Below are 23,892 nucleotides of genomic sequence, written 5' to 3'. Positions count from 1 at the left end.
AGATTAATCGCAGATGTCTTAATGAGTCTATTTAGAAAACTTTTTGGTTCCAAATCAAATAAATCAGAAGAGGAAATTCAATCTGAAGACAGGGGCAAATACATGCCTGAAATAAAACTACCTATAGATGAAAAGTTTACAATAAACTTTAAGGAAAATGGTGGTAAGTTTTTGTATTGCGAAAATTTAGATGAAATATTCCAAACCTTAGATTATATAATTGAAGAGAACAGTTGGGAAGACAAAAAAATCCTAATTCTAGAGAACGAATTAAAAAAACGATTTGCTTCATCTAGTTTACATATGGCTTTACCAAATGATACTGATGCTACTTATTTTTTAACTAGTTGTGAAAGTTTAATCGCAGACGATGGTTCCCTTTTAATCTGTTCTAAACAAATCGCTGAAAAAAAACTTGCAGATTTACCAGGTAATTTTATTGTATTTTCTACTACAAGTCAAATTGTAGGCAGTATAAGTGAAGGGTTAAGAGCTATAAAATCTAAAAACACGCAAAAAATACCAACAAATATTACTACAATAAAACATTTTAAATTGGAGGAGGAAAAAAACTTCATGACCTATGGTAGTAATTCAAAAAACCTATATTTGCTGCTTTTAGAAGACCTCTAACATGAAAGAAATTCTTACCAGAGCTATTTTTGGTTTTATATACGTTGCTTTATTAATTGGATCTCTTTACAATGAGCATGCATTAACTATACTATTTTTTATTTTTGGAATCATTTCTATTGCCGAATTTAAAAAACTTATAGGACTTCGTACATTTACTCCATATGTAATATTTACAATCATGTATCTTATTTTTGGATACTGGCATATCGCATTTCCTCAATTAAAAGGATTTAACGAAGCAACACAAATACTTCTTGTTCTATCCATTTTTGTTAATTTATTTCTAATAAAAGATTTATTTTCAAAACGGGGTATTCCTTTATTCAAATTCAAACGATTTCTTTTAACTAGTTTTTACCTCTCAAGTTCATTCATATTTTTTATTTTAACAGCCCGATTTGGAGAAGAATACCATCCTAGTATTCTTTTAGGATCATTTATTCTAGTATGGGTAAACGATACATTTGCCTTTTTTGTGGGTAAAAATTTTGGTAAACAAAAGTTATTTGAAAAAATTTCTCCTAAAAAAACAGTAGAAGGTTTTATTGGCGGACTATTTTTTTCATGTATTGCTAGCTATTTTATTGCTACCTTTACCGACACATTGAACTTTAACCAATGGCTAATTCTATCTATTATAGTAAGTGTTTTTGGCACTTTAGGTGATTTAGTAGAGTCTAAATTTAAACGTCAAGTTAATGTAAAAGATAGTGGTGTTATCATGCCAGGGCATGGTGGATTACTTGATAGGTTAGATAGTATTATTTTTGCGGCTCCATTTATTTATTTGTTTTTAAGAATTATAGATTATGTTTCATAAAGAAGGTTTTAAAATTATTTTAATCACTTTTATTTTAGTGATTGCATCATTTTTGGCTGTAGACAATTTTGTATCTATATCATGGTTGCGAAATCTATTGCTTTTTATACTATTCGCTTTTTTAATAATCATTTTACAATTTTTCAGAAATCCGAAACGTAAAGGAGTTCTTAATGACAATCAAGTATTATCTCCTGTAGATGGAAAAGTTGTTGTAATTGAAGAAGTGTTCGAAAAAGAATATTTTAAAGAAAAACGCTTACAAGTAAGTGTATTTATGTCTCCTATTAATGTACATGTTACGAGATATCCTATTGGAGGAAAAGTAGTGTTCAGCAAATACCATCCGGGTAAATTTTTAGTAGCTTGGCATCCTAAAGCTAGTGAAGAAAACGAGCGTACAACCGTTGTAGTTGAAAATAAAACGTTTGGTAAAGTTTTACATCGTCAAATTGCAGGAGCTCTTGCAAAACGTATAGTAAATTACGCTAAAGTTGGAGATGAAGTTATTCAAGCAAGTGATTCTGGTTTTATAAAGTTTGGTTCTAGAGTAGATTTATTTTTACCTTTGGGAACAAATATTAATGTCAGCCTTAACGACAAAGTTAAAGGTGGAGAAAGTATTATTGCTGAATTATAATGACTTCTGAAGAATTAGATATCGACTTTAGGGATGCCGTTAAACGCATTAATAATCTTCCTGGACCTTTTCCTGCAGATTTCCTATTGCGCTTATATGCGTATTACAAAAAGGCTACAAACGATTATAATAGACCAAGCAGTAACAAACCTATTATAAATGCTTTTAAAACAAATGCTTTATTCCAAGTAAAAAACATTACTCAAGACGAGGCAAAACGCATTTACATAGACCTAGTTAACAATTACTCTCTATACAGAAAATAGTATTATTTTATTGGTTCAAGTTAAAGAACTCATCCGTTAAACTTATTTTTATCCCTTATTTAAGAGCAGTATATTAAACTTTATATACTTAAATAGGAAACTAAACCTCATTAATATTTCCCCTTCTTAATCCAAAATACATTCTTAAAAAACAACTCGTATTTATTTTTACGAAGTATATTATATACATCAAATTCTATAGAAAAGCCCTCTATAAAAAATAGAGGGCTTTTAAAGTTTAAAAATATTTTGCTTTCAATTAATTATCTAAAAGAAATTCTAATGGCTTACCAGTAGCTCCATTAGGAAAACTGATTCCTAATAATCCAGAAATCGTTGGTGCAATATCAATAACTTCTGTTTTTTGTAATGTACTACCATGTTTAATACCTTTTCCGAAAAACATTAAAGGTACATGCGTATCATAATTTAAACCAGAACCATGAGTCGATCCTGTTTTACTATAAGATATAACAGCTGGTTTTAATTCGTAAAGCACATCACCAGAACGTTTTTGATTATATCCATTTTTCAATAAAGCTTCAATATCATTTCCACCACTAGAAAGTGAAAAGGCAGGACTTACATAATGAATATTATCATAAGAAATTAATTCATTAGCAATTTCTTGTTGCATGCTTTCTAGGTTTAAGTTTAACAAACTAATTTTTTCACGATTTAAAAAGATTTGATTGTTACTAATATTTTCAATTAAATCTGAAGCTCCATATTTCTTTGTCATAAAACTATTTAAATCATTTTTAAACTCTTGCTTGGCAAAATATCCAGCAGGAACATGCTGTGAATGTAAATAAGACGGTACATCTACTCCTCCATGATCTGCGGTTAAAAACACAGTGTATTCACCTTTTCCAACATAGCTATCTAACATTTTAAAAAGACGACCTAAATCTTTATCTAAACGAATATAAGTGTCTTCAACTTCTTTAGAATTCACACCAAAATTATGTCCTACATAATCTGTAGAAGAAAAACTTACTGTTAAAACATCTGTAATATCATCTTTACCTAAGTCTTCCCCCTTAATAGCTTCAATTGCAAAATCTGCAACTATACTATTACCATAAGGTGTGCTTTTTAAAATATCGAATCCATTATTTTCTTTACTTAATTTTTTTAAATCATAAGGAAATGTTGCTGTTTCTTTCCCTTTAAATCCACCTTCAAAATCATTTAAGTCACTACCACTTTCAGTATACTTTTTAATATTATAAAAAGTATCCCATTCTTTTAGATATGATTTAGCTTTTTTAGACGAATTAAAATTCTTTACCCATTTTGGTAATTGGTCTTCATAATAAGTACTTGTAATAAAATCTCCTTGATCTTCACCAAAAAACCAATATGCTGCATTAGCAGTATGTCCGGCTGGTAAAATTGCACCTCTATCTTTTATAGAAACACCAATTGTTTTACCTTCCATTTGTGTAAATAATCTATTTTCGTCTGCAAAAGTAGTAGTTAGCATACGATGAGGAGACATTTGTCCAGCTTTATTCTCTGTTCCTACAGAAGATACAGAAGAATCCTCAGCACAGTATACAGAGGTCTTAAGTTCTTTATCATACCAATTGTTACCTATAATACCATGATTCATTGGTGAGGTACCAGTATAAATAGATGTGTGCCCAGGTGCCGTATAAGTGGGGATATAATTAAAATGATTGTTTTTACAATTAAAACCTTCATTCATCATGCGCTTAAAACCATCATCTCCATATTTATCATAAAAACGTGTCAAATAATCATAACGCATTTGGTCTACAACAATACCAACAACTAACTTTGGTTTTATATATATTTCAGAAGACTCACCTTCTTGAGCCTGTTGAGCAAAGCCCGATGCACAAAGCAAACAAGCTAGATAAAGTAATATTGAATTTTTCATAAAATAATAATTGTAATTTTGAATACAAAAATAAGGTTTTTAAAATCTTTCTTAATTTAAATAATCATTAAATAAGTAATAGTATTTTTTTACTTTAGCACTTACAAAATATTCTATGAATTATCTACACAGTATTGGCGCTTACATACTAATGATAATTGAGCTTTTTAGAAAGCCTACCAAGTGGTCGGTGATGAAAAAACTCATTATTAAAGATATTGATGATCTAATTATAGGTTCATTAGGAATCGTTGCGTTTATATCTTTCTTTGTTGGAGGTGTTGTAACTATACAAACAGCTTTAAACATGGACAACCCATTAATTCCTAAATCATTAATTGGTTTCGCGACAAGACAATCTGTGATTTTAGAGTTTGCTCCTACCTTTATTTCTATTATTATGGCAGGTAAAGTAGGATCTTTTATTACCTCTAGTATAGGAACCATGCGTGTTACAGAACAAATCGATGCACTAGAGGTTATGGGAATAAATGCCCTTAACTATTTAGTATTTCCTAAACTTGTAGCTTTAATGCTTTATCCTTTTGTAATTTCAATTTCAATGTTTTTAGGAATTTTAGGTGGATTAGCTGCTTGTGCTTTTGGAAATTTTGCTACAGTTAATGATTATATAACTGGTTTACAAGATGATTTTATTCCTTACCATATTATATATGCATTTATAAAAACAATTGGTTTTGCTTTCTTTTTAGCTACCATACCATCTTATCACGGCTTTTATATGAAAGGAGGGGCATTAGATGTAGGAAAAGCTAGTACTGTATCTTTTGTTTGGACTAGTGTAGCTATAATTACTTTAAATTTCATACTAACTCAAATTCTATTAAGCTAATGATTGAAGTTAAAGATTTGCACAAGTCATTTGGAGATGTCCATATATTAAAAGGAATTAGTACTACGTTTGAAAAAGGAAAAACAAATTTAATTATTGGACAAAGTGGTTCTGGGAAAACGGTATTTTTAAAATGTTTGTTAGGTTTGTTTAATTATGAGGAAGGTAGTATATCTTATGAAGGTAGAATATTTTCAAAACTATCAGACGAACAAAAACGTGATTTAAGGTCTGAAATAGGTATGGTTTTTCAAGGTAGCGCCTTGTTTGATTCTATGACCATTGTTGAAAATGTAAAATTTCCATTACGCATGTTTACTAAACTTAGTGAAAGTGAAATGGACGACCGTGCTAACTTTGTTTTAAAGCGTGTTAATTTAGAAAACGCACACAATAAACTACCATCTGAAGCTTCTGGAGGTATGCAAAAACGTGTAGCTATTGCACGAGCTATTGTAAATAGACCTAAGTATTTATTTTGTGACGAACCAAATTCTGGACTAGACCCAAAAACGGCTATAGTTATAGATAATCTTATTCAAGAAATTACAGATGAATACAATATTACTACCGTTATAAATACTCATGATATGAATTCGGTAATGGAGATTGGTGAAAAAATAGTGTTTCTTAAAGACGGATTAAAAGCATGGGAAGGCTCTAACGAAACCATTTTTAAAACCAATAACGAAGTTGTTACAGACTTTGTATATTCTTCAGAATTATTTAAGAAAGTAAGAAAAATGTATATTGAGGAAAACGTTTAATGTTTTACCCGTTCTACAATTAAAGTATCTAAATTCAGTTTAAATTTTAACCAACGTTCTAATTTATCTTGTTCTTTATTTATAGCCTCTTCTTTAAGATTCTTATCTGCTTTCCAACGTATACCAAATACAGGAATAGTATCTATTTTTTCAAAATTTGACGAGATTACTGGTGAATAACTAAACAAGTCAAGGTTATCATAATTGATATGAACTTCTTTCAAGATCTTCTCAAACGGAATAGTTTTTTCCTCAAGGTATTGTAATTGACCAACCCTTTTCTCTAAATATGATATTTTTTGAGTCTGAGAAAGTAAATCTAGAGAATCACGATAACGCAATTGCTCCATGTATTTTACATTATCTACATTTTGTCTACTCTGGTTAAATTCGAAATGAGCATGTCTTAATGCAGGATAATCGGCTAATTTAGCTTTTAAAAGCTCTATAGTTTCTTCTGGAATATAACCAATACCATGTGTATTAAATACAAAGCTAGACCCTTCCTTTCCATTCGAATATTTATAGACTACATTTCTTTTAATGTAATCATATTGAGGTAATCCTTTCAACTCATGATCTAAATAAACTTGGGCTTCTCTTTTAAAATTACTTTCTTTTAAAACATCAATAAACGTCCAAATTGCAGGAATCATAGCAACAATAGCTAACAAAGATGCTATTTGAGAAATACGCTTTCTTTTTTTAGAATTTGCGTACTTAATCATTGGAAAACGCAAAATCTTTAAAGCGATAAAAGTAGCTAAGGCAATAAAAATGGTATTAATAATAAATAAGTAGAATGCTCCAGAAGCATAACCAATTCCTTTAGAAAAATCGTCAAAAGAAACCGCCAAACCATAACCAACCGTACATAAAGGAGGCATTAAAGCTGTAGCAATTGCTACACCAAATATTACTGAGGCTATAGTCCCTTTTTTAGTTCTCGCAATAATTAAAGCAGCACCACCAAAAAATGCAATTAATACATCTCTAATATCTGGTTTTGTTCGCGCTAATAATTCTAAAGATTCTTCTTGTAATGGGAAAAATTTATAAAAAAGAAAAGCTGTTAAAACACTCAGAAAAATCATGACTCCAAAATTAATTAGTGATTTCCTAAGTGTATCAATATCATTAATGGCCACAGATAAACCTATTCCTAAAATAGGTCCCATTAATGGTGAAATTAACATGGCACCAATAACAACTGCGGTAGAGTTTGCATTTAATCCAATGGAAGCGACAAAAATAGAACAGATTAAAATCCAAGCTGTAGCACCTTTAAAAGGAATATCCCCTTTAATAGCATCTATGGTTGCTTGTTGATCTGTATCTTGTCTAAAGTCTAATAACTCAGACAAAAAACTTCTAATATTTTCAAGTAAGCCTTGAGCATCTTTCTTGATGGCTTGTTTAGACTCTTTTACAGCTGCTTCTTGAGCAGCCTCTTTTACTTTATCAGCTTCGTCTTCCGAAAAATTAAACTTACTCTCGTTCATATATTAACAGTACTTATCACCAAAAACGTCTCGAACTTTATTTCGTATTCCTTTAATATCTTGCTCTTTTTCTTTTGGAAAAATAAGAAGAACATCATCTTTATCGATTATAATATAGTCATTTAATCCATCAACAACAACAATTTTATTTCCTTTAGTCCTAATCATGTTTCCAGAAGCATCTTCAACCAAAGTTCTTGCATTTACAACGGCATTATTATCTGCATCTTTATCTAACTTATCGTAAAGACTTCCCCAAGTTCCTAAATCATTCCAATCAAATTCGGCTGCTAAAACATATACATTTTTAGAAGATTCCATAATTGCATAATCAACAGAAATATCTTCTGATTTTTCATAATTTTCTTCAATAAACTTAGCTTCATCAACGGTATTATATGAAGAAATTCCTTGTTCGAATAATTGAAATAAATCAGGTTGATTAGTTTTAAAAGCTTTTAAAACACTCGCTACACTCCACATAAAAATACCTGCATTCCAAACAAAATTACCTTGTTTAATGAAAGATTTTGCTGTTGCATAATCTGGTTTTTCTCTAAACTGCTTTACTTGTTTTACAGCATGTTCTGTTTCTGTATCGTATTCAATATAACCATATCCTGTATTTGGAAATGTAGGTTGAATTCCTAAAGTCATTAATGCATCGTGCTCCTGACAAAAATCGAAAGCTGTTAATACATTTTTAGAAAATGCTTCTTCGTCTTCAATCCAGTGATCACTAGGGGCAACTAACATTAAAGCATCTGGATTTTCTTTCTGGATTTTTAATGCAGCATATAAAATACAAGGTGCTGTATTTCTCATTGCTGGTTCTAAGACTACTTGGGCTTGAGACACTTCTGGTAATTGCTCTAAAACCAAATCGTTATAATTAGCATTTGTTAATATATATATATTTTGCTTTGGAATGAACCTAGATAAACGCTGAAACGTTTTTTGAATTAACGTTTCTCCTGTTCCCAACATATCGTGAAATTGTTTAGGAAAACTGTTCATACTTACGGGCCAAAATCTTGAACCAACCCCTCCAGCCATGATTATGGCATAATTATTTTTGTTCATTCTATTTATATTAAATAACTTCTATTTCTACGTTCGGATTAAACAAATATACTTTTCCGGTTTTAATCTCTATACACTCAAAACGCTTTACACGTTTATTTCCTTTCTTAAATTGTCTTCCATTATAAATTTTAAACAAACTTCCTTCAGGTATTTCAAAAATATAGGTTTTATCTGAATTTTCATCGAATTGTTTTAAAGCTAATGCTAAAACATGATCGGTGTCGCTTGTTGCCTTTGGATTTATAAAGTGTTTCGCTAATAACGGCAAAAGTTCTTTAGGAAAAATATCAGGATTTAAAAATGGCAACATTAAATGCTGAAATGTATGTTTCCATTCTTTTCCATGAGGCTTTATATGTCTACCATATTTTTGAAAAGACTCGAAATGTGCAATTTCATGTATTAAAGTAATTAAGAATCTATACGGATTTAAATTAGCATTTACAGTTATTAAATGTCTACCATTAGGTAATTTTCTATAATCACCATGTCTTGTTTTACGTTCTTTTTTAACTATGAAATCTAATTTTTCATGAGCTAACAACTCCTCTATTTTAGGAATTGATTTTTCTGGTATGTAGCTTTGTAATATATTCTGCATTATGCAACAAATGTAAATGAAACCAAGTAAATTTCAACATTAATATAACTTTAAGCTTTATTTTTTAATCTCTAATTAAAGGCATTGTAGAACAACGTAATAATCCCTCCTGTTTAGATATTTCTGCATAAGGGACTTCTTCTACAACAAATCCTTTAGAACGCATCCATTCGTTTAATCTAAAGAATTTCTCTTCAGACACTACTACATTTTCATCTATAGAAAACACATTACTATTCATATTATACATCTCATCTCTGGTGATATGAAATAAATTTTCTTCACCAAATAAATCTAATAAATACTTATAATCTGATTGCGCTCGAAAACCACCTTCATAAATAATGGCTTTATCTTTTCCTATAGGCTGAAAACAACAATCCAAATGTAATGCATTATCTCTTGCTTCAGTTTTCGATTTGGCTAAATCAAATTCTTTTACAATCTTATTAGGAAAAAGATATTTAATAAAATTAACACCGTGTATATTTGTTCTAGCTGTGATGTGATTTGGGTAATCGCTTCCTTTGTATGTCCCGATAAAAATATAATTGTCCCATAACATTACATCTCCTCCTTCTATATGTACTTCTTCTGGAGGCTTAATAATATCATTAGGGTTAATTTGATTAATAACGTCTTGAAGCGCATCTAATTCTTGTTCTCGATCGGGTAGAATATTTGCTTTAATAAACTTATTATCAATTACAAAAGCAATATCCCTAGCAAATATTTGATTATAGTTTTCTATTATTTTAGGTCTAAAAACTTTAATATTGTACTTAATAAAAATAGCATTTAAAGCTTCTATTTCCTTAATCATATCGGCTTCTACAGGGTAAGTTCCTGCTTTAATATGCTCTATAGATTTTGGATCGTAAGCTTCTTCTACAGAAGGAGATGGCCCATTACTTACGGCTGTTCCTAATACTACGGCTCTTAAACGAGACGTCTCATTTGTAATTTTTAATGATAACATAAAATATTAAATAAAAATGCCATTTTGAACATTTATAAAACATAAGATATGCTTTAGAAGTATTCAAAATGACATTAGATTATTGATTATTGATTTTCTATCGATTATCTACATCAATATAAGGTCTTAACGTTTCACCTATGTATAACTGACGAGGACGTCCTATTGGTTCCTTACGTAAACGCATTTCTCTCCATTGTGCAATCCATCCTGGTAAACGACCAATAGCAAACATTACTGTAAACATTTCTTGAGGAATGTTCATCGCTCTATAAATAACACCTGAATAGAAATCTACGTTTGGATATAATTTTCTTTCAACAAAGTAAGGATCTTCTAGAGCCTCTTTTTCTAAACCTTTAGCGATAGCCAAAATTGGATCATCAATACCTAATGCTTCTAAAACTTCATCTGCAGCTTTCTTAATAATTTTCGCTCTTGGATCGAAGTTTTTATAAACACGGTGTCCGAATCCCATTAACCTAAAAGGATCATTTTTATCCTTAGCTTTAGACATATATTTTTTAGTATCTCCACCGTCTGCTTCAATAGCTTGAAGCATTTCAAGAACAGCTTGATTAGCTCCCCCATGAAGAGGTCCCCAAAGTGCTGAAATTCCAGCAGAAATTGATGCAAATAATCCTGCATGTGCAGATCCAACGATTCTTACAGTTGACGTTGAACAATTTTGTTCGTGATCTGCATGTAAGATTAGTAATTTATCTAAGGCATCTACTAATATTTTATTTTGTACGTATTTACAGTTTGGCTTAGCGAACATCATTTTAAGAATATTCTCTACATAACCTAAAGAATCATCACCATAATCAAGAGGTAAACCTTGTTTCTTACGCATAGTCCATGCAACCAACACAGGCATTTTACCTAATATTTTAACGATTGCTTTATACATATCTTCTTCTGAATTAACATTTACAGACGAAGGGTTAAAAGCTGTTAAAGCACTAGTTAATGAAGAAATAATCCCCATTGGATGTGCCGTTTTGGGAAATGCTTCTAAAATTTTCTTGATATCTTCATCGACAGTAGACTGCGCTTTAATATCATCATGAAACTTATCGTTTTGAGCTTTTGTAGGCAATTCTCCAAAAATTAAAAGATAAGTAACTTCTAAGAAGTCAACTTTTTTTGCAAGTTCTTCTATTGAATAACCACGATATCTTAAAATTCCTTTTTCTCCATCTAAAAAAGTAATCGCACTTTCACAAGACCCTGTATTTTTAAAACCAGAATCTAAAGTAATTACTCCACCAGTAGCCGACCTTAAAGTAGCTATATCGATTGCGACTTCATTTTCAGTTCCTGTAATTAAAGGAAATTCGTATTTTTTCCCATCTATTTCAATTGTGGCTTGTTTTGACATATTAATTTACTTGTATTTTTCCGTTTTTTTTTGCTATTGGCTAAAATACAAAATCTATCACAATATTTATATATAAAAAAAAAAGCATTTCGTTAATTTTTACTCAAATTTTTAGATAAAAAAAAACGATTATCTCAAAAAGATAATCGTTTTTAAATATTTAGAATTTATACAACTAGAATTTGAAAGCTTTAGCTTGAGGGTAGTAAGCTACATCTCCTAATTCTTCTTCAATACGTAATAACTGATTGTATTTAGCCATACGGTCACTTCTTGAAGCAGAACCTGTTTTAATTTGACCACAGTTTAATGCTACAGCTAAATCTGCAATAGTATTATCTTCTGTTTCTCCAGAACGGTGAGACATTACAGTAGTGTAACCAGCATTCTTAGCCATATTTACAGCTGCAATAGTTTCAGTTAAAGAACCAATTTGGTTTACTTTAATAAGAATTGAGTTTGCAATATCTTCTTCGATACCTCTAGATAAACGTTCTACGTTAGTTACAAATAAATCATCTCCAACTAATTGCACTCTATTTCCGATTTTTTCTGTAAGTAATTTCCATCCTTTCCAGTCATTTTCATCCATACCATCCTCTATAGAGATAATTGGATATTTAGCTGATAATTCGGCTAAATACTCAGCTTGCTCTTCACTCGTTCTGATTTTTCCTGTTGGACCTTCAAACTTAGTATAATCGTATTTACCATCTACAAAGAATTCAGCAGAAGCACAGTCTAAAGCAACCATTACTTCATCTCCAAAAGTATATCCTGCTTTTTCAACTGCCAATTTAATAGAATCTAAAGCATCTTCAGTTCCACCTTCTAAAGTTGGAGCAAAACCTCCTTCGTCACCAACCGCAGTACTTAAACCTCTATCGTGTAATACTTTTTTAAGATTATGGAAAATTTCAGTTCCCATTTGCATTGCATGTGTAAAGTTTTTAGCTTTAACAGGCATGATCATGAATTCTTGGAATGCTATAGGCGCATCACTATGAGAACCACCATTAATAATATTCATCATTGGTACTGGTAAAGTGTTTGCTGAAACACCACCCACATAACGGTATAATGGTACACCCAATTCAAAAGCTGCAGCTTTAGCTACTGCTAAAGACACTCCTAAAATTGCGTTAGCTCCTAATTTAGATTTATTTGGAGTACCATCTAAATCTATCATAATTTGATCAATTTGATTTTGTTCGAAGACAGATACACCTAATAATTCTTGAGCTATAATAGTATTTACATTATCTACAGCTTTAGAAACTCCTTTACCCATATAAGCTTTACCTCCATCTCGTAGCTCTACGGCTTCATGCTCTCCTGTAGATGCTCCTGATGGCACTGCTGCTCTTCCAAAAGCGCCATTTTCTGTAACTACATCTACTTCAACTGTTGGATTTCCACGAGAATCTAAAATTTGTCTTGCATGAATGTTAATAATTATGCTCATCTTAATATTATTTAAAAGGTTAATTTTATTGTTTTAAAATACTAAATTACAAAATTGTAAGGCTAAAAATTAACAAATTTTGTTATATTTCTTCTATAAAATTACTACATTGTTTTCGTAACAAAAAAACCTCAAATAAAGCAAGCTTTTTTTGAGGTTTTTAATATCTATTTAGTGATGTTTTCGATAAATTGATCGAATAAATAATCAGCATCGTGTGGTCCTGGACTTGCTTCTGGATGATATTGAACAGAAAAACAATTTTTATTTATCATTCTTAAGCCAGCAACCGTATTATCATTTAAATGATAATGTGTTATTTCCAAATCTGGGTGTGCTTCAACGTCTTCTCTGTTTACAGCAAAACCATGATTTTGAGATGTAATTTCTCCTTTACCTGTAATAATGTTCATTACAGGATGATTAATTCCTCTATGTCCGTTATGCATTTTGTAAGTAGATACACCATTTGCCAAAGCAATTACTTGATGTCCTAGACAAATTCCGAAGAGAGGTAAATCTCTTTTTATGATTTCTTTTGCTACAGTTTGAGCAGATACTAATGGTTCTGGATCACCAGGCCCATTGGATAAGAAATAACCATTAGGATTCCATGCACTTAGTTGTTCAAAAGAGGCATTATAAGGGAATACTTTTATGTATGCACCGCGTTTAGCTAAGTTTCTAAGTATATTCTTTTTAATACCTAGATCTAAGGCTGCAATTTTTATTTTTGAAGACTCTTCTCCAATAAAATAAGGTTCGGTAGTAGATACTTGTGATGCTAACTCTAACCCCTTCATATCTGGGATTTTAAGTAATTCTGCTTTAAGACCTTCAATATTATCTACGTCAGTAGAAATCACAGCATTCATCGCACCATTGTCACGAATATAACTTACAAGAGCACGGGTATCAATATCTGATACTGCTAATAAATTATTATCATTTAAAAAATTTTCTAAGCTAGAATCTGCTGCAGGACGCGAAAAATCATAACTAAAATTTTTACAGATTAGTCCAGAAATTTTTACACTTTCAGATTCAATTTCAGATGTTTCTGTTCCATAATTACCAATATGTGCATTGGTTGTGACCATTAATTGACCAAAATATGAAGGATCAGTAAATATTTCCTGATAACCAGTCATACCTGTATTAAAACAAACTTCTCCAAATGCAGTACCTTCTCTATTTGCTACGGCTTTACCATGAAAAATAGTGCCATCGGCTAATAATACAACTGCTCGTTTTCTTTTTTGATATTTCATCTTTAAACACGTTACAAAATTGCAATAGTTAAAATATAAATTTATGTATTGAACTAATCTATATTTAAATTATTAACTATTTATTTAATAATTTCGGGTAAATATAAAAAAAACGGCCACCTTAATTAGGGTAGCCGTTTATTTTATTTAAAATGTTATGTAACATTTATTCTTCTTCATTAGAAGCTTTAGTATCTACAGCAGGTGCAGCAGCTGGTTTAGAACCACCTCTTCTACTTCTACGTGTAGTTTTCTTTTCAACTTTTCCAGCGTTATAGATTTCGTTGTAATCAACTAATTCTATCATTGCCATATCAGCATTATCTCCTAAACGATTACCAAGTTTAATAATACGTGTGTATCCACCTGGTCTATCACCTATTTTAGTAGCAACTTCTCTAAATAATTCAGTTACTGCTTCTTTTTGTCTTAATTTACTAAACACAATTCGTCTATTGTGTGTAGTATCTGCTTTAGACTTAGTAATTAAAGGCTCTATAAATTGTTTTAAAGCTTTAGCTTTAGCTACTGTTGTGTTAATACGTTTGTGTTCTATTAAAGAACAAGCCATATTAGCAAGCATCGCTTTTCTATGAGCTGTTTGTCTACCTAAGTGATTTACTTTTTTTCCGTGTCTCATGACATTTGTTTTATCATCTTGCTACCAAACTCGACATCGAGGAGCAAAATATGATTAATTAATCTTTATCTAATTTGTATTTTGATAAGTCCATTCCGAAGTTTAAACCTTTTACATTAACAAGCTCTTCAAGCTCTGTTAAAGATTTTTTACCGAAGTTACGGAACTTCATTAAATCGTTTTTGTTAAATGATACCAAATCACCTAATGTATCAACTTCAGCAGCTTTTAAACAATTAAGAGCACGAACTGAAAGATCCATGTCAACTAATTTTGTTTTAAGTAACTGTCTCATATGAAGAGATTCTTCATCATAAGTTTCAGTTTGTGCTATTTCATCAGCTTCTAAAGTGATACGCTCATCAGAGAATAACATGAAGTGGTGAATTAACGTTTTTGCTGCTTCTGTTAAAGCATCTTGAGGCGTAATAGAACCATCAGATTCGATTTCGAAAACTAATTTTTCGTAATCAGTCTTTTGTTCTACACGGTAATTCTCAATACTATACTTAACATTTTTAATTGGTGTATAGATAGAATCTGTAAAGATTGTTCCTATTGGAGCAGTAGCCTTTTTATTTTCTTCTGCAGGAACATAACCTCTACCTTTTTCTATAGAGATTTCCATATTAACAGTTACTTTAGGATCCAAATTACAGATAACCAAATCTGAATTTAAAACTTGGAAGCCTGAAATAAATTTTTGAAAATCTCCTGCTGTAATTTGATCTTGTCCAGAAATACTTATAGAAACAGATTCGTTATCTACATCTTCTATTTGTCTTTTAAAACGTACTTGTTTTAAATTTAAAATAATTTCTGTCATGTCTTCTACAACACCAGGTATTGTCGAGAATTCATGTTCCACGCCTTCAATTCTAACTGATGTAATTGCAAATCCTTCTAAAGAAGAAAGTAAAACTCTTCTTAAAGCATTTCCAACAGTTAATCCATAACCAGGTTCTAAAGGTCTAAATTCGAATTTACCGTGAAAATCGGTAGAATCGATCATGATTACTTTATCAGGCTTCTGAAAATTAAATACTGCCATATTTTCTTCGTTTTAATTGTTATTTAGTTGCGCGGATTATAAGTTTGAAGAAACACGAATAAACCCTTTGGCTAAATACCAATAGTTGTTAATTATTATTTAGAATATAGTTCGACGATGAACTGCTCGTTTATGTTTTCTGGAATTTGAATTCTAGCAGGTACAGAAACGTAAGTTCCTTGCTTAGTTTCAGAGTTCCATGTAATCCATTCGTAAACTTGACTTGAATTTGATAAAGATCTATCAATAGATTCAAGTGATTTAGATTTTTCTCTTACAGCTACAACATCTCCTGCTTTTAAATTGTAAGAAGGTATGTTAACCAACTCACCATTTACAGTAATGTGTCTGTGAGAAACTAATTGTCTAGCACCACTTCTAGAAGGAGCAAGCCCCATTCTATAAACTACGTTGTCTAATCTAGACTCACATAATTGTAATAATACTTCACCAGTAATACCCTGAGAAGCAGTTGCTTTTTTGAATAAACCTCTGAACTGACGTTCTAATATACCATAAGTATATTTCGCTTTTTGCTTTTCCATTAATTGGATAGCGTATTCAGATTTTTTTCCACGACGCTTGTTAGCACCATGTTGACCTGGAGGATAATTTCTTTTTTCGAAAGATTTGTCATCTCCAAAAATAGCTTCACCAAACTTACGAGCTATTTTAGTTTTAGGACCAGTATATCTTGCCATTTTAAATTTGTTATAAGAGTGATTGTGAATTAAGGTCTTAATCTTATCCTTCGACAATCGTTAATCTCTTGATTATACTTGTTAAATTATTTTTTTTACGAGTGCAAATTTACATATAAAAAAATTAATACCAACTGTATATTAAAGCTGATATTAATTTTTTTATAATTTTAAAGTAAATTATACTCTTCTACGTTTTGGAGGACGACATCCATTATGTGGTAATGGAGTAACATCAATAATTTCTGTTACTTCAATTCCTGCATTATGAAGAGAACGAATAGCAGATTCTCTACCATTTCCAGGTCCTTTTACGTAAACCTTAACTTTCTTTAAACCAGCTTCTGTTGCTACACCTGCAGCATCTTCAGCGGCTAATTGAGCAGCATAAGGAGTATTTTTCTTAGATCCTCTAAATCCCATTTTACCAGCAGAAGACCAAGAAATAACGTCTCCTTTTTTGTTGGTTAATGAAATAATGATGTTGTTAAATGAAGCAGTAACGTGAGCTTCACCAACTGAATCTACTACAACTTTACGTTTTTTAACGCTTTTTGTATTTGACTTTGCCATATTATTTTAGTTTCTAGTTGTTAGTTGTTAGTGATAGAATCCTAAACTTTTCAATTTCAAACAGATTCATCTAACTTCTAAATACTAATGACTTTTAATTATTTAGTTGCTTTTTTCTTGTTAGCAACAGTTTTTCTTCTACCTTTTCTAGTTCTAGAGTTGTTTTTAGTACGTTGTCCTCTTAATGGAAGACCAGCTCTATGACGAATACCTCTATAACATCCAATATCCATTAATCGCTTAATGCTTAATTGAGTTTCAGAACGTAATTCACCTTCAATTGTGAATTTTGAAACAGCTTCACGAATAGCCCCTATTTCATCATCTGTCCAATCTTGAACTTTTGTGTTTTCGTCAACTTTAGCTTCTGCTAAAATTTGTTGTGATCTAGTACTACCTATTCCATAGATATAAGTTAAAGAGATCACTCCTCTTTTCTGTTTTGGTATGTCTACACCTGCAATTCTTGCCATAACTACCCTTGTCTTTGTTTGAATCTAGGATTCTTTTTGTTAATTACGTAAAGTCTACCTTTTCTACGCACGATTTTACAATCTGCACTTCTTTTTTTAACTGATGCTCTTACTTTCATCGTATTAGTATCTATAAGTTATTCTAGCCTTAGTTAAATCGTAAGGACTCATTTCTAATTTTACTTTATCACCTGGTAACAATTTAATGTAATGCATACGCATTTTACCAGATATATGAGCAGTCACAATGTGACCATTCTCTAACTCAACACGAAACATAGCATTAGATAATGCTTCTATAATTGTTCCGTCTTGTTCTATTGCTGCTTGTTTTGCCATTGTATAATATATTAAGCTACTGCTTTTCTATTTTTACCCGTTTTCATCAAGCCATCATAGTGTCTATTCAACAAGTATGAATTTACTTGTTGCATCGTGTCAATTGCAACTCCTACCAAAATTAATAGTGATGTACCACCAAAAAATAAGGCCCATCCAGATTGAACGTTCATTAACTTGACAATTATAGCAGGGAACACAGCAATAAGTGCTAAGAAAATAGAACCTGGTAATGTTATTTGAGACATGATCTTATCTAGATATTCAGACGTTTCAGATCCTGGACGAATACCAGGAATAAAACCACCGCTACGTTTTAAATCATCTGCCATCTTATTCGTAGGAACAGTAATAGCAGTATAAAAATACGTGAATATGATAATTAAGAATGCGAATAATAAATTATACCAGAATCCGAATATATCAGAAAATTGTGATTGTAACCATTGTCCAGCAGCAGAATCTTTCATAAAAGAAGTCCCTCCTATTAAACCTGGTACAAACATAATAGCTTGAGCAAAAATAATTGGCATTACACCAGAAGCGTTAAGTTTTAATGGAATATATTGTCTAGATCCCATAATGTTTTTCTCGTAACCTCCAGATGCAGTACGTCTAGCATATTGAACAGCAATTTTTCTTACTGCCATGATAAGCATAATCGATGCAAAAATAATTACAAACCACAACACCAATTCAATAAGGATTAACATAACGTTATTACCTTCTAAACGAGATGCTGCGTTTTGGAAAAATGATAGTGGTAAACGTGCAATAATACCCACCATAATTAAAAGTGAAATACCATTACCAATACCTTTATCAGTAATTTTTTCCCCTAACCACATTGCAAAGATACAACCGGTAACTAAGATGACAATAGAAGAAAAATAGAATAAACCACCTTGTCCTAATAAAAAGGCACTTTGTGGTATTCCCAAACTAGGTAAACTAGCTAAATAACCTGGTGCTTGCACCAAACAGATAGCGATAGTTAACCAACGAGTGATTTGATTGATTTTCTTTTGCCCACTTGCTCCTTCTTTTTGTAACTTTTGCAAGTAAGGAATAGCTATACCCATTAATTGCACTACAATAGAAGCAGAAATGTAAGGCATGATACCTAAGGCAAATATTGATGCATTAGCGAATGCTCCACCAGTAAATGCATTTAACAAACCTAATAATCCAGAATCTGTATTACTTTGTAAGGTTTCTAATTGTGCGGCATCGATACCAGGTAAAACAACTTGTGCACCAAAACGATAAACTAATAATAAACCAACAGTTAAGATGATTCTATTTCTTAGTTCTTCAATTTTCCAAACATTCTTTAACGTTTCTATAAATTTCATGCTCTATTACGTGATTATAAAGTTACAGCTTCTCCTCCTGCCGCTTCGATAGCAGCTTTTGCTGAAGCAGTAAATTTATGAGCAGTTACTTTTAATTTTGCTTTTAGTTCACCTCTACCTAAGATTTTAACTAGATCATTCTTTCCAGTTACACCTACAGACATTAATGAGTCTAAATTTACTGTATCGTTAATTTTCTTATCATCAACCAATTGTTGTAAAGTATCTAAGTTTATACCTTGATATTCTACACGGTTAATGTTAGTAAAACCAAATTTAGGTACACGTCTTTGAAGTGGCATTTGCCCTCCTTCAAATCCAAGTTTCCTAGAATAACCAGAACGAGATTTAGCACCTTTGTGACCACGAGTAGCGGTCCCACCTTTACCAGAACCTTGTCCACGACCTATTCTCTTTCCTTGATTTTTAACTGAACCTTCTGCAGGTTTTAATTTACTTAAATCCATTTCTCAGTTTATTATTAAGCTTCTTCTACAGAAACTAAGTGTTCTACTTTAGCAACCATACCAAGAATATTTGGTGTGTTTTCATGCTCTACGACATGCCCAATACGTTTAAGACCAAGAGCTTCTAAAGTTCTTTTTTGTCTTTGTGTACGTTTAATTGCGCTTTTAACTTTCGTTACTTTAATCTTTCCCATCTCTATCGCTATTAACCTTTAAAAACTTTTTCTAATGAAACGCCTCTATCTTTAGCAATTTTTTTAGCACTTCTTAATTGAAGTAATGCATCGAAAGTTGCTTTAACAACGTTGTGAGGGTTTGATGAACCTTGAGACTTAGATAATACATCGTGTATTCCTACTGCCTCTAAAACTGTTCTCACAGCTCCACCAGCAATTACCCCTGTACCAGGAGCTGCAGGAATGATGTTCACTCTTGCTCCACCAAATTTACCTTTTTGTTCATGTGGTAATGTACGCTTTACGATTGGAATACGAACTAAATTTTTCTTTGCATCTTCTACCGCCTTAGCAATAGCACTTGCAACATCTTTAGATTTTCCTAAACCGTGACCTACTACACCTGATTCATCTCCAACCACAACGATTGCTGAAAAACCAAATGCTCTACCACCTTTAGTTACTTTTGTAACTCTCTGTACACCAACTAAACGATCTTTAAGATCTAATCCACTTGGTTTTACTAGCTCTGCGCTTTTGTATTTTTGATACATAATTTCTTAGAATTTAAGTCCTGCTTCTCTAGCTCCTTCAGCTAATGATTTTACTCTACCATGGTATAAATATCCACCTCTATCAAAAGAGATAGTGTCTACACCTGCTTTTAAAGCTTTTTCAGCTACAGATTTTCCTACTAGAGTAGCAATTTCTGCTTTAGATCCTTTTGCAGCACTAATGTCTTTATCTCTTGAAGATGCTGAACTGATAGTTTTACCAGTTACATCATCTACTACTTGAGCATAAATTTCTTTATTACTTCTAAAAACAGATAATCTTGGTCTAGCTTCTGTACCAGAAACTATTTTACGGACTCTGCTTTTAATTCTTAATCGTCTTTCGTTTTTTGTTAACGCCATAACTTATAAATTATTAAGCTGATTTACCTGCTTTTCTTCTTAATATTTCTCCTACAAACTTAATACCTTTTCCTTTGTATGGTTCAGGTCTTCTAAAATCTCTAATTTTTGCTGCTACTTGTCCAACAAGTTGCTTATCATGAGATGTTAGTTTAATTATAGGGTTCTTACCTTTCTCTGATACTGTTTCAACTTTTACTTCTGGAGCAATATCTAATACAATATTATGAGAAAATCCTAAAGCTAAATCAAGTTTTTGACCTTGATTAGAAGCTCTGTATCCAACACCAACTAATTCTAGCTCTTTAGACCATCCTTTAGTTACACCTTCAATCATATTATTGATTAAAGATCTGTAAAGTCCGTGTTTAGATTTTTCTTCTTTTTTATCGGAAGAACGCTCAACTATAACTTTTTCATCTTCAACTTTAATTGTAACATTAGAAAATTCTTGAGATAATTCTCCTAATTTTCCTTTTACTGTTACAATATTATCGTTAATATCAACTGTAATTCCTTCTGGAATTGCGACTGGGTTATTACCTATTCTTGACATTTCTTATAGTCTTTAAATTAGTAAACGTAGCATAATACTTCGCCACCTACATTTTCTTTTTGAGCTTGTTTACCTGTCATTACTCCATGAGAAGTTGAGACAATAGCAATACCAAGACCATTTAAAATTCTAGGTAGTTCTGTTGAACTAGCATATTTACGTAAACCTGGTTTACTGATTCTTTGAATCTTCTTAATTACAGGCTCTTTATTTTCCTTGTTGTACTTAAGCGCTATTTTAATAGTCCCTTGTACTGAAGAATCATCGAATTTGTAACTTAAAATATATCCTTGGTCGAATAATATTTTTGTGATTTCTTTTTTCAAGTTAGAAGCAGGTATTTCTACCACTCTGTGGTTAGCACGCACAGCATTTCTAATTCTTGTTAAATAATCCGCTATTGGATCTGTATACATATGTATTAAATTGCGGTTTTGGTTTTCAACATTATATTGAACCTAAAACCAGTTAAAATTAATTTCTTACCAGCTTGCTTTTCTTACACCTGGAATAAGACCGTTATTTGCCATTTCTCTGAATGTTACACGAGAGATACCAAATGTACGCATATAACCTTTAGGTCTACCTGTTAGTTTACATCTATTATGCATACGTACAGGAGAAGCATTTTTTGGTAACTTTTGTAATGCTTCGTAATCTCCAGCTTCCTTTAAAGCTTTACGTTTCTCAGCATATTTTGCTACTGTTTTTGCTCTCTTAACCTCACGGGCTTTCATTGATTCTTTAGCCATATCTTAGTTCTTTTGAAAAGGTAAACCTAGTTCAGTTAATAATGATTTTGCTTCTTTATCAGTTTCGGCAGATGTTACAAATGTAATATCCATTCCTGAAATTTTATTGACTTTATCAATATCTATTTCTGGAAAGATGATTTGTTCTGTAACTCCAAGGTTATAATTACCTCTTCCGTCAAATCCTGTTGCTTTAATTCCGCCAAAATCTCTTACACGAGGTAAGGCTGAAGTAACTAAACGGTCTAAAAATTCGTACATTCTTTCTCCTCTTAACGTAACTTTCGCACCAATTGGCATTCCTTTACGTAATTTGAAAGATGCAACATCTTTTTTAGATATAGTTGCTATAGCTCTTTGCCCAGAAATAGTTGTTAATTCTTCTACTGCGTAGTCAACTAACTTCTTATCTGCAACAGCAGCTCCAACACCCTTAGATATTACTATCTTAGATAATTTTGGAACTTGCATAACATTCTTATATCCAAATTCTTCTGTAAGAGCAGCAATTACTTTGCTTTTATACTCTTCTTTAAGTCTCGGTGAATATGCCATAACTATATTACTTCATTAGATTTTTTAGAAAATCTCACTTTCTTATCTCCTTCTACCTTATAACCTACACGAGTTGTTTCACCTGATGCAGTTAATAATGATAAATTAGAGATTTGAATTGGAGCTTCTTTTTCTACGATTCCTCCTTGAGGGTTTTGTGCACTTGGTTTAGTATGTTTCTTAACCAAGTTAACACCCTCAACAATCGCTTTGTTCTTATCGGTTAATACTTTAAGTACTTTTCCTTCAGATCCTTTATGATCTCCAGTTATTACTTTTACAGTATCTCCTGATTTTATCTTAAGCTTTGTCATCTTATAATTCATTAAAGCACTTCAGGTGCCAATGATACAATTTTCATGAATTGTTTATCACGAAGTTCTCTAGCAACAGGTCCAAATACACGTGTACCTCTCATTTCGCCCGTTGGGTTTAATAATACACAAGCATTGTCGTCGAATCTGATATAAGATCCGTCTGGACGTCTTACTTCTTTTACAGTACGTACAACAACTGCAGTAGAAACAGCACCTTTTTTAATGTTTCCATTAGGTGTTGCATCTTTAACTGAAACAACTATTTTGTCTCCTACAGAAGCGTATCTTCTTTTAGTACCACCTAGAACACGTATTGTTAATACTTCTTTTGCTCCAGTGTTATCTGCTACTTTTAATCTTGATTCTTGTTGTAACATAATTACTTCGCTCTTTCAATTATTTCAACTAATCTCCAACATTTAGATTTACTCATAGGTCGTGTTTCCATGATCTTTACAGTATCTCCAATATTACAATCGTTAGTCTCGTCGTGTGCAACGTATTTTTTCGTTTTTAACACGAACTTACCATACATAGGGTGTTTTACTTTTTTAACTTCAGCAACAACAATAGATTTTTGCATTTTGTTACTAGTAACAACTCCTACACGTTCTTTTCTTAAATTTCTTTTTTCCATCTTTCAGCAGAATTATTGTAATTCTCTTTTAGTTATTTCTGTCGCAATTTTAGCTACGTCACGTCTTACGTTACGTAGTTGGATTGGATTTTCTAAAGGAGATATTGCATGTGCCATTTTCAGGTCTGAATAACTCTTTTTTGTCTCGCCAAGTTTCTCTTGTAACTCAGCAGTAGATAATTCTTTAATTTCTGATTGTTTCAT

At 31.6% G+C, this 23,892-nt stretch carries 34 protein-coding genes; 6 read left to right on the top strand and 28 right to left on the bottom strand.

The window, feature by feature from the left end:
* Positions 1-21: 21 nt before the first annotated feature.
* The 4 genes from Q1B05_RS05640 to Q1B05_RS05625 are packed head-to-tail and all read left to right on the top strand — an operon-like array spanning position 22 to position 2,362.
* Positions 22-633, top strand: a complete 612-nt coding sequence (locus tag Q1B05_RS05640; RefSeq protein WP_299778486.1) for an LUD domain-containing protein — start codon at positions 22-24, stop codon at positions 631-633.
* A gap of 1 nt (position 634) precedes the next feature.
* Positions 635-1,456: a phosphatidate cytidylyltransferase gene (locus Q1B05_RS05635; RefSeq protein WP_299778484.1), complete on the top strand. Its 822-nt coding sequence runs from the start codon at positions 635-637 to the stop codon at positions 1,454-1,456.
* A complete protein-coding gene (locus Q1B05_RS05630) occupies positions 1,446-2,096 on the top strand; it encodes a phosphatidylserine decarboxylase family protein (RefSeq protein WP_299778482.1) in 651 nt (216 codons plus the stop codon). Before Q1B05_RS05635 ends, Q1B05_RS05630 begins: the two co-directional genes overlap by 11 nt.
* The gene (locus tag Q1B05_RS05625) at positions 2,096-2,362 is read left to right on the top strand and encodes an acyl-CoA-binding protein (protein WP_299778480.1); all 267 of its coding nucleotides are present in this window, start codon (positions 2,096-2,098) and stop codon (positions 2,360-2,362) included. Before Q1B05_RS05630 ends, Q1B05_RS05625 begins: the two co-directional genes overlap by 1 nt.
* A 259-nt stretch (positions 2,363-2,621) precedes the next feature.
* On the opposite strand, the gene pafA is transcribed toward Q1B05_RS05625, so the two are convergent.
* The gene (gene pafA / locus Q1B05_RS05620) at positions 2,622-4,271 is read right to left on the bottom strand and encodes an alkaline phosphatase PafA (protein ID WP_299778478.1); all 1,650 of its coding nucleotides are present in this window, start codon (positions 4,269-4,271) and stop codon (positions 2,622-2,624) included.
* 115 nt (positions 4,272-4,386) lie between these two features.
* Here pafA and Q1B05_RS05615 point away from each other — a divergent pair, with 115 nt between their 5' ends.
* Both Q1B05_RS05615 and Q1B05_RS05610 read left to right on the top strand, forming a co-directional pair.
* Entirely contained in the window at positions 4,387-5,124 is a 738-nt protein-coding gene (locus tag Q1B05_RS05615) for an ABC transporter permease (protein ID WP_299778475.1), read from the top strand.
* Positions 5,124-5,891 (top strand): ATP-binding cassette domain-containing protein, encoded by a 768-nt coding sequence (locus tag Q1B05_RS05610; protein ID WP_299778473.1) that lies wholly within the window; start codon positions 5,124-5,126, stop codon positions 5,889-5,891. The genes Q1B05_RS05615 and Q1B05_RS05610 overlap by 1 nt, the downstream gene beginning before the upstream one ends.
* On the opposite strand, the gene Q1B05_RS05605 is transcribed toward Q1B05_RS05610, so the two are convergent.
* From Q1B05_RS05605 to rpmC, 27 genes are all read right to left on the bottom strand, one after another.
* The gene (locus Q1B05_RS05605) at positions 5,888-7,393 is read right to left on the bottom strand and encodes a DUF389 domain-containing protein (protein WP_299778471.1); all 1,506 of its coding nucleotides are present in this window, start codon (positions 7,391-7,393) and stop codon (positions 5,888-5,890) included. The two genes, Q1B05_RS05610 and Q1B05_RS05605, sit on opposite strands and share 4 nt — an antisense overlap.
* Positions 7,394-7,396: 3 nt before the next feature.
* Complete coding sequence (locus Q1B05_RS05600; protein ID WP_299778469.1) at positions 7,397-8,476, bottom strand: mannose-1-phosphate guanylyltransferase; 1,080 nt, start codon at positions 8,474-8,476, stop codon at positions 7,397-7,399.
* Positions 8,477-8,486: 10 nt separating this feature from the next.
* Positions 8,487-9,080 carry a SprT-like domain-containing protein gene (locus Q1B05_RS05595; RefSeq protein ID WP_299778467.1) on the bottom strand — a complete coding sequence of 198 codons (594 nt, stop codon included), beginning with the start codon at positions 9,078-9,080 and terminating at the stop codon, positions 8,487-8,489.
* Positions 9,081-9,144: 64 nt separating this feature from the next.
* Positions 9,145-10,059 (bottom strand): dimethylarginine dimethylaminohydrolase family protein, encoded by a 915-nt coding sequence (locus Q1B05_RS05590; RefSeq protein ID WP_299778465.1) that lies wholly within the window; start codon positions 10,057-10,059, stop codon positions 9,145-9,147.
* A gap of 97 nt (positions 10,060-10,156) precedes the next feature.
* Positions 10,157-11,443, bottom strand: a complete 1,287-nt coding sequence (locus Q1B05_RS05585; RefSeq protein ID WP_299778463.1) for a citrate synthase — start codon at positions 11,441-11,443, stop codon at positions 10,157-10,159.
* 175 nt (positions 11,444-11,618) lie between these two features.
* Positions 11,619-12,908 carry a phosphopyruvate hydratase gene (eno, locus tag Q1B05_RS05580; protein WP_299778461.1) on the bottom strand — a complete coding sequence of 430 codons (1,290 nt, stop codon included), beginning with the start codon at positions 12,906-12,908 and terminating at the stop codon, positions 11,619-11,621.
* A 167-nt stretch (positions 12,909-13,075) separates the two neighbouring features.
* Complete coding sequence (gene carA, locus Q1B05_RS05575) at positions 13,076-14,179, bottom strand: glutamine-hydrolyzing carbamoyl-phosphate synthase small subunit (protein ID WP_299778459.1); 1,104 nt, start codon at positions 14,177-14,179, stop codon at positions 13,076-13,078.
* A 166-nt stretch (positions 14,180-14,345) separates the two neighbouring features.
* The gene (gene rplQ, locus Q1B05_RS05570) at positions 14,346-14,819 is read right to left on the bottom strand and encodes a 50S ribosomal protein L17 (protein ID WP_299778457.1); all 474 of its coding nucleotides are present in this window, start codon (positions 14,817-14,819) and stop codon (positions 14,346-14,348) included.
* Between the two features lie 58 nt (positions 14,820-14,877).
* On the bottom strand, positions 14,878-15,870 hold the full coding sequence (locus tag Q1B05_RS05565) for a DNA-directed RNA polymerase subunit alpha (RefSeq protein WP_299778455.1): 993 nt from the start codon (positions 15,868-15,870) through the stop codon (positions 14,878-14,880).
* A 95-nt stretch (positions 15,871-15,965) separates the two neighbouring features.
* Positions 15,966-16,571 carry a 30S ribosomal protein S4 gene (gene rpsD / locus Q1B05_RS05560; RefSeq protein ID WP_299778453.1) on the bottom strand — a complete coding sequence of 202 codons (606 nt, stop codon included), beginning with the start codon at positions 16,569-16,571 and terminating at the stop codon, positions 15,966-15,968.
* A 180-nt stretch (positions 16,572-16,751) separates the two neighbouring features.
* A complete protein-coding gene (gene rpsK / locus Q1B05_RS05555) occupies positions 16,752-17,144 on the bottom strand; it encodes a 30S ribosomal protein S11 (RefSeq protein WP_159022799.1) in 393 nt (130 codons plus the stop codon).
* Positions 17,145-17,242: 98 nt separating this feature from the next.
* The gene (gene rpsM, locus Q1B05_RS05550) at positions 17,243-17,617 is read right to left on the bottom strand and encodes a 30S ribosomal protein S13 (RefSeq protein WP_057783938.1); all 375 of its coding nucleotides are present in this window, start codon (positions 17,615-17,617) and stop codon (positions 17,243-17,245) included.
* Between the two features lie 2 nt (positions 17,618-17,619).
* Positions 17,620-17,736: a type B 50S ribosomal protein L36 gene (gene ykgO / locus Q1B05_RS05545; RefSeq protein WP_013305171.1), complete on the bottom strand. Its 117-nt coding sequence runs from the start codon at positions 17,734-17,736 to the stop codon at positions 17,620-17,622.
* Between the two features lie 4 nt (positions 17,737-17,740).
* Positions 17,741-17,956: a translation initiation factor IF-1 gene (gene infA, locus Q1B05_RS05540; protein WP_007094967.1), complete on the bottom strand. Its 216-nt coding sequence runs from the start codon at positions 17,954-17,956 to the stop codon at positions 17,741-17,743.
* 11 nt (positions 17,957-17,967) lie between these two features.
* Entirely contained in the window at positions 17,968-19,311 is a 1,344-nt protein-coding gene (secY, locus tag Q1B05_RS05535) for a preprotein translocase subunit SecY (protein WP_299778449.1), read from the bottom strand.
* A 14-nt stretch (positions 19,312-19,325) separates the two neighbouring features.
* Complete coding sequence (gene rplO / locus Q1B05_RS05530; RefSeq protein ID WP_299778447.1) at positions 19,326-19,778, bottom strand: 50S ribosomal protein L15; 453 nt, start codon at positions 19,776-19,778, stop codon at positions 19,326-19,328.
* Between the two features lie 14 nt (positions 19,779-19,792).
* The gene (rpmD, locus tag Q1B05_RS05525) at positions 19,793-19,972 is read right to left on the bottom strand and encodes a 50S ribosomal protein L30 (protein ID WP_299778445.1); all 180 of its coding nucleotides are present in this window, start codon (positions 19,970-19,972) and stop codon (positions 19,793-19,795) included.
* Between the two features lie 11 nt (positions 19,973-19,983).
* Positions 19,984-20,508 (bottom strand): 30S ribosomal protein S5, encoded by a 525-nt coding sequence (rpsE, locus tag Q1B05_RS05520; protein WP_159022794.1) that lies wholly within the window; start codon positions 20,506-20,508, stop codon positions 19,984-19,986.
* Positions 20,509-20,514: 6 nt separating this feature from the next.
* Complete coding sequence (gene rplR, locus Q1B05_RS05515) at positions 20,515-20,871, bottom strand: 50S ribosomal protein L18 (protein WP_159022793.1); 357 nt, start codon at positions 20,869-20,871, stop codon at positions 20,515-20,517.
* Between the two features lie 13 nt (positions 20,872-20,884).
* Positions 20,885-21,427 (bottom strand): 50S ribosomal protein L6, encoded by a 543-nt coding sequence (gene rplF / locus Q1B05_RS05510; RefSeq protein ID WP_299778441.1) that lies wholly within the window; start codon positions 21,425-21,427, stop codon positions 20,885-20,887.
* A 17-nt stretch (positions 21,428-21,444) separates the two neighbouring features.
* Positions 21,445-21,843, bottom strand: a complete 399-nt coding sequence (rpsH, locus tag Q1B05_RS05505) for a 30S ribosomal protein S8 (RefSeq protein ID WP_159022791.1) — start codon at positions 21,841-21,843, stop codon at positions 21,445-21,447.
* Between the two features lie 66 nt (positions 21,844-21,909).
* The gene (gene rpsN / locus Q1B05_RS05500; RefSeq protein ID WP_038527313.1) at positions 21,910-22,179 is read right to left on the bottom strand and encodes a 30S ribosomal protein S14; all 270 of its coding nucleotides are present in this window, start codon (positions 22,177-22,179) and stop codon (positions 21,910-21,912) included.
* A gap of 3 nt (positions 22,180-22,182) precedes the next feature.
* Positions 22,183-22,734, bottom strand: a complete 552-nt coding sequence (gene rplE, locus Q1B05_RS05495; protein WP_299778429.1) for a 50S ribosomal protein L5 — start codon at positions 22,732-22,734, stop codon at positions 22,183-22,185.
* Positions 22,735-22,736: 2 nt separating this feature from the next.
* Positions 22,737-23,048: a 50S ribosomal protein L24 gene (gene rplX, locus Q1B05_RS05490; RefSeq protein WP_299778427.1), complete on the bottom strand. Its 312-nt coding sequence runs from the start codon at positions 23,046-23,048 to the stop codon at positions 22,737-22,739.
* An 11-nt stretch (positions 23,049-23,059) separates the two neighbouring features.
* Positions 23,060-23,428, bottom strand: coding sequence for a 50S ribosomal protein L14 (gene rplN / locus Q1B05_RS05485; protein WP_038527308.1), 369 nt, complete (start codon positions 23,426-23,428; stop codon positions 23,060-23,062).
* Positions 23,429-23,430: 2 nt separating this feature from the next.
* On the bottom strand, positions 23,431-23,688 hold the full coding sequence (gene rpsQ, locus Q1B05_RS05480; protein ID WP_038527305.1) for a 30S ribosomal protein S17: 258 nt from the start codon (positions 23,686-23,688) through the stop codon (positions 23,431-23,433).
* Between the two features lie 12 nt (positions 23,689-23,700).
* Positions 23,701-23,892: a 50S ribosomal protein L29 gene (gene rpmC / locus Q1B05_RS05475; protein ID WP_159022786.1), complete on the bottom strand. Its 192-nt coding sequence runs from the start codon at positions 23,890-23,892 to the stop codon at positions 23,701-23,703.

Source organism: uncultured Formosa sp., assembly GCF_947500765.1.
In the GTDB taxonomy this organism is placed as follows: domain Bacteria; phylum Bacteroidota; class Bacteroidia; order Flavobacteriales; family Flavobacteriaceae; genus Formosa.
This window is presented reverse-complemented; position numbering and strand designations above follow the sequence as displayed.

What these genes read in the sequence shown, in the direction of transcription:
- carA (WP_299778459.1), bottom strand. Translation starts at nt 14,179, where the DNA reads ATGAAATATCAAAAAAGAAAACGAGCAGTTGTATTATTAGCCGATGGC.
- rplN (WP_038527308.1), bottom strand. Translation starts at nt 23,428, where the DNA reads ATGTTACAACAAGAATCAAGATTAAAAGTAGCAGATAACACTGGAGCA.
- rplR (WP_159022793.1), bottom strand. Translation starts at nt 20,871, where the DNA reads ATGGCGTTAACAAAAAACGAAAGACGATTAAGAATTAAAAGCAGAGTC.
- Q1B05_RS05565 (WP_299778455.1), bottom strand. Translation starts at nt 15,870, where the DNA reads ATGGCAGTATTTAATTTTCAGAAGCCTGATAAAGTAATCATGATCGAT.
- pafA (WP_299778478.1), bottom strand. Translation starts at nt 4,271, where the DNA reads ATGAAAAATTCAATATTACTTTATCTAGCTTGTTTGCTTTGTGCATCG.
- Q1B05_RS05630 (WP_299778482.1), top strand. Translation starts at nt 1,446, where the DNA reads ATGTTTCATAAAGAAGGTTTTAAAATTATTTTAATCACTTTTATTTTA.
- rpsN (WP_038527313.1), bottom strand. Translation starts at nt 22,179, where the DNA reads ATGGCTAAAGAATCAATGAAAGCCCGTGAGGTTAAGAGAGCAAAAACA.
- Q1B05_RS05600 (WP_299778469.1), bottom strand. Translation starts at nt 8,476, where the DNA reads ATGAACAAAAATAATTATGCCATAATCATGGCTGGAGGGGTTGGTTCA.
- rpsE (WP_159022794.1), bottom strand. Translation starts at nt 20,508, where the DNA reads ATGTATCAAAAATACAAAAGCGCAGAGCTAGTAAAACCAAGTGGATTA.
- rplQ (WP_299778457.1), bottom strand. Translation starts at nt 14,819, where the DNA reads ATGAGACACGGAAAAAAAGTAAATCACTTAGGTAGACAAACAGCTCAT.
- Q1B05_RS05635 (WP_299778484.1), top strand. Translation starts at nt 635, where the DNA reads ATGAAAGAAATTCTTACCAGAGCTATTTTTGGTTTTATATACGTTGCT.
- secY (WP_299778449.1), bottom strand. Translation starts at nt 19,311, where the DNA reads ATGAAATTTATAGAAACGTTAAAGAATGTTTGGAAAATTGAAGAACTA.
- rplE (WP_299778429.1), bottom strand. Translation starts at nt 22,734, where the DNA reads ATGGCATATTCACCGAGACTTAAAGAAGAGTATAAAAGCAAAGTAATT.
- rpsH (WP_159022791.1), bottom strand. Translation starts at nt 21,843, where the DNA reads ATGTATACAGATCCAATAGCGGATTATTTAACAAGAATTAGAAATGCT.
- Q1B05_RS05610 (WP_299778473.1), top strand. Translation starts at nt 5,124, where the DNA reads ATGATTGAAGTTAAAGATTTGCACAAGTCATTTGGAGATGTCCATATA.
- rpmC (WP_159022786.1), bottom strand. Translation starts at nt 23,892, where the DNA reads ATGAAACAATCAGAAATTAAAGAATTATCTACTGCTGAGTTACAAGAG.
- rpmD (WP_299778445.1), bottom strand. Translation starts at nt 19,972, where the DNA reads ATGGGAAAGATTAAAGTAACGAAAGTTAAAAGCGCAATTAAACGTACA.
- infA (WP_007094967.1), bottom strand. Translation starts at nt 17,956, where the DNA reads ATGGCAAAACAAGCAGCAATAGAACAAGACGGAACAATTATAGAAGCA.
- Q1B05_RS05595 (WP_299778467.1), bottom strand. Translation starts at nt 9,080, where the DNA reads ATGCAGAATATATTACAAAGCTACATACCAGAAAAATCAATTCCTAAA.
- Q1B05_RS05615 (WP_299778475.1), top strand. Translation starts at nt 4,387, where the DNA reads ATGAATTATCTACACAGTATTGGCGCTTACATACTAATGATAATTGAG.
- rpsM (WP_057783938.1), bottom strand. Translation starts at nt 17,617, where the DNA reads ATGGCAAGAATTGCAGGTGTAGACATACCAAAACAGAAAAGAGGAGTG.
- rplO (WP_299778447.1), bottom strand. Translation starts at nt 19,778, where the DNA reads ATGGATTTAAGTAAATTAAAACCTGCAGAAGGTTCAGTTAAAAATCAA.
- rpsQ (WP_038527305.1), bottom strand. Translation starts at nt 23,688, where the DNA reads ATGGAAAAAAGAAATTTAAGAAAAGAACGTGTAGGAGTTGTTACTAGT.
- Q1B05_RS05585 (WP_299778463.1), bottom strand. Translation starts at nt 11,443, where the DNA reads ATGTCAAAACAAGCCACAATTGAAATAGATGGGAAAAAATACGAATTT.
- rpsD (WP_299778453.1), bottom strand. Translation starts at nt 16,571, where the DNA reads ATGGCAAGATATACTGGTCCTAAAACTAAAATAGCTCGTAAGTTTGGT.
- Q1B05_RS05605 (WP_299778471.1), bottom strand. Translation starts at nt 7,393, where the DNA reads ATGAACGAGAGTAAGTTTAATTTTTCGGAAGACGAAGCTGATAAAGTA.
- eno (WP_299778461.1), bottom strand. Translation starts at nt 12,908, where the DNA reads ATGAGCATAATTATTAACATTCATGCAAGACAAATTTTAGATTCTCGT.
- Q1B05_RS05640 (WP_299778486.1), top strand. Translation starts at nt 22, where the DNA reads ATGAGTCTATTTAGAAAACTTTTTGGTTCCAAATCAAATAAATCAGAA.
- rplF (WP_299778441.1), bottom strand. Translation starts at nt 21,427, where the DNA reads ATGTCAAGAATAGGTAATAACCCAGTCGCAATTCCAGAAGGAATTACA.
- rplX (WP_299778427.1), bottom strand. Translation starts at nt 23,048, where the DNA reads ATGACAAAGCTTAAGATAAAATCAGGAGATACTGTAAAAGTAATAACT.
- ykgO (WP_013305171.1), bottom strand. Translation starts at nt 17,736, where the DNA reads ATGAAAGTAAGAGCATCAGTTAAAAAAAGAAGTGCAGATTGTAAAATC.
- Q1B05_RS05625 (WP_299778480.1), top strand. Translation starts at nt 2,096, where the DNA reads ATGACTTCTGAAGAATTAGATATCGACTTTAGGGATGCCGTTAAACGC.
- rpsK (WP_159022799.1), bottom strand. Translation starts at nt 17,144, where the DNA reads ATGGCAAAGTCAAATACAAAAAGCGTTAAAAAACGTAAAGTTGTAGTA.
- Q1B05_RS05590 (WP_299778465.1), bottom strand. Translation starts at nt 10,059, where the DNA reads ATGTTATCATTAAAAATTACAAATGAGACGTCTCGTTTAAGAGCCGTA.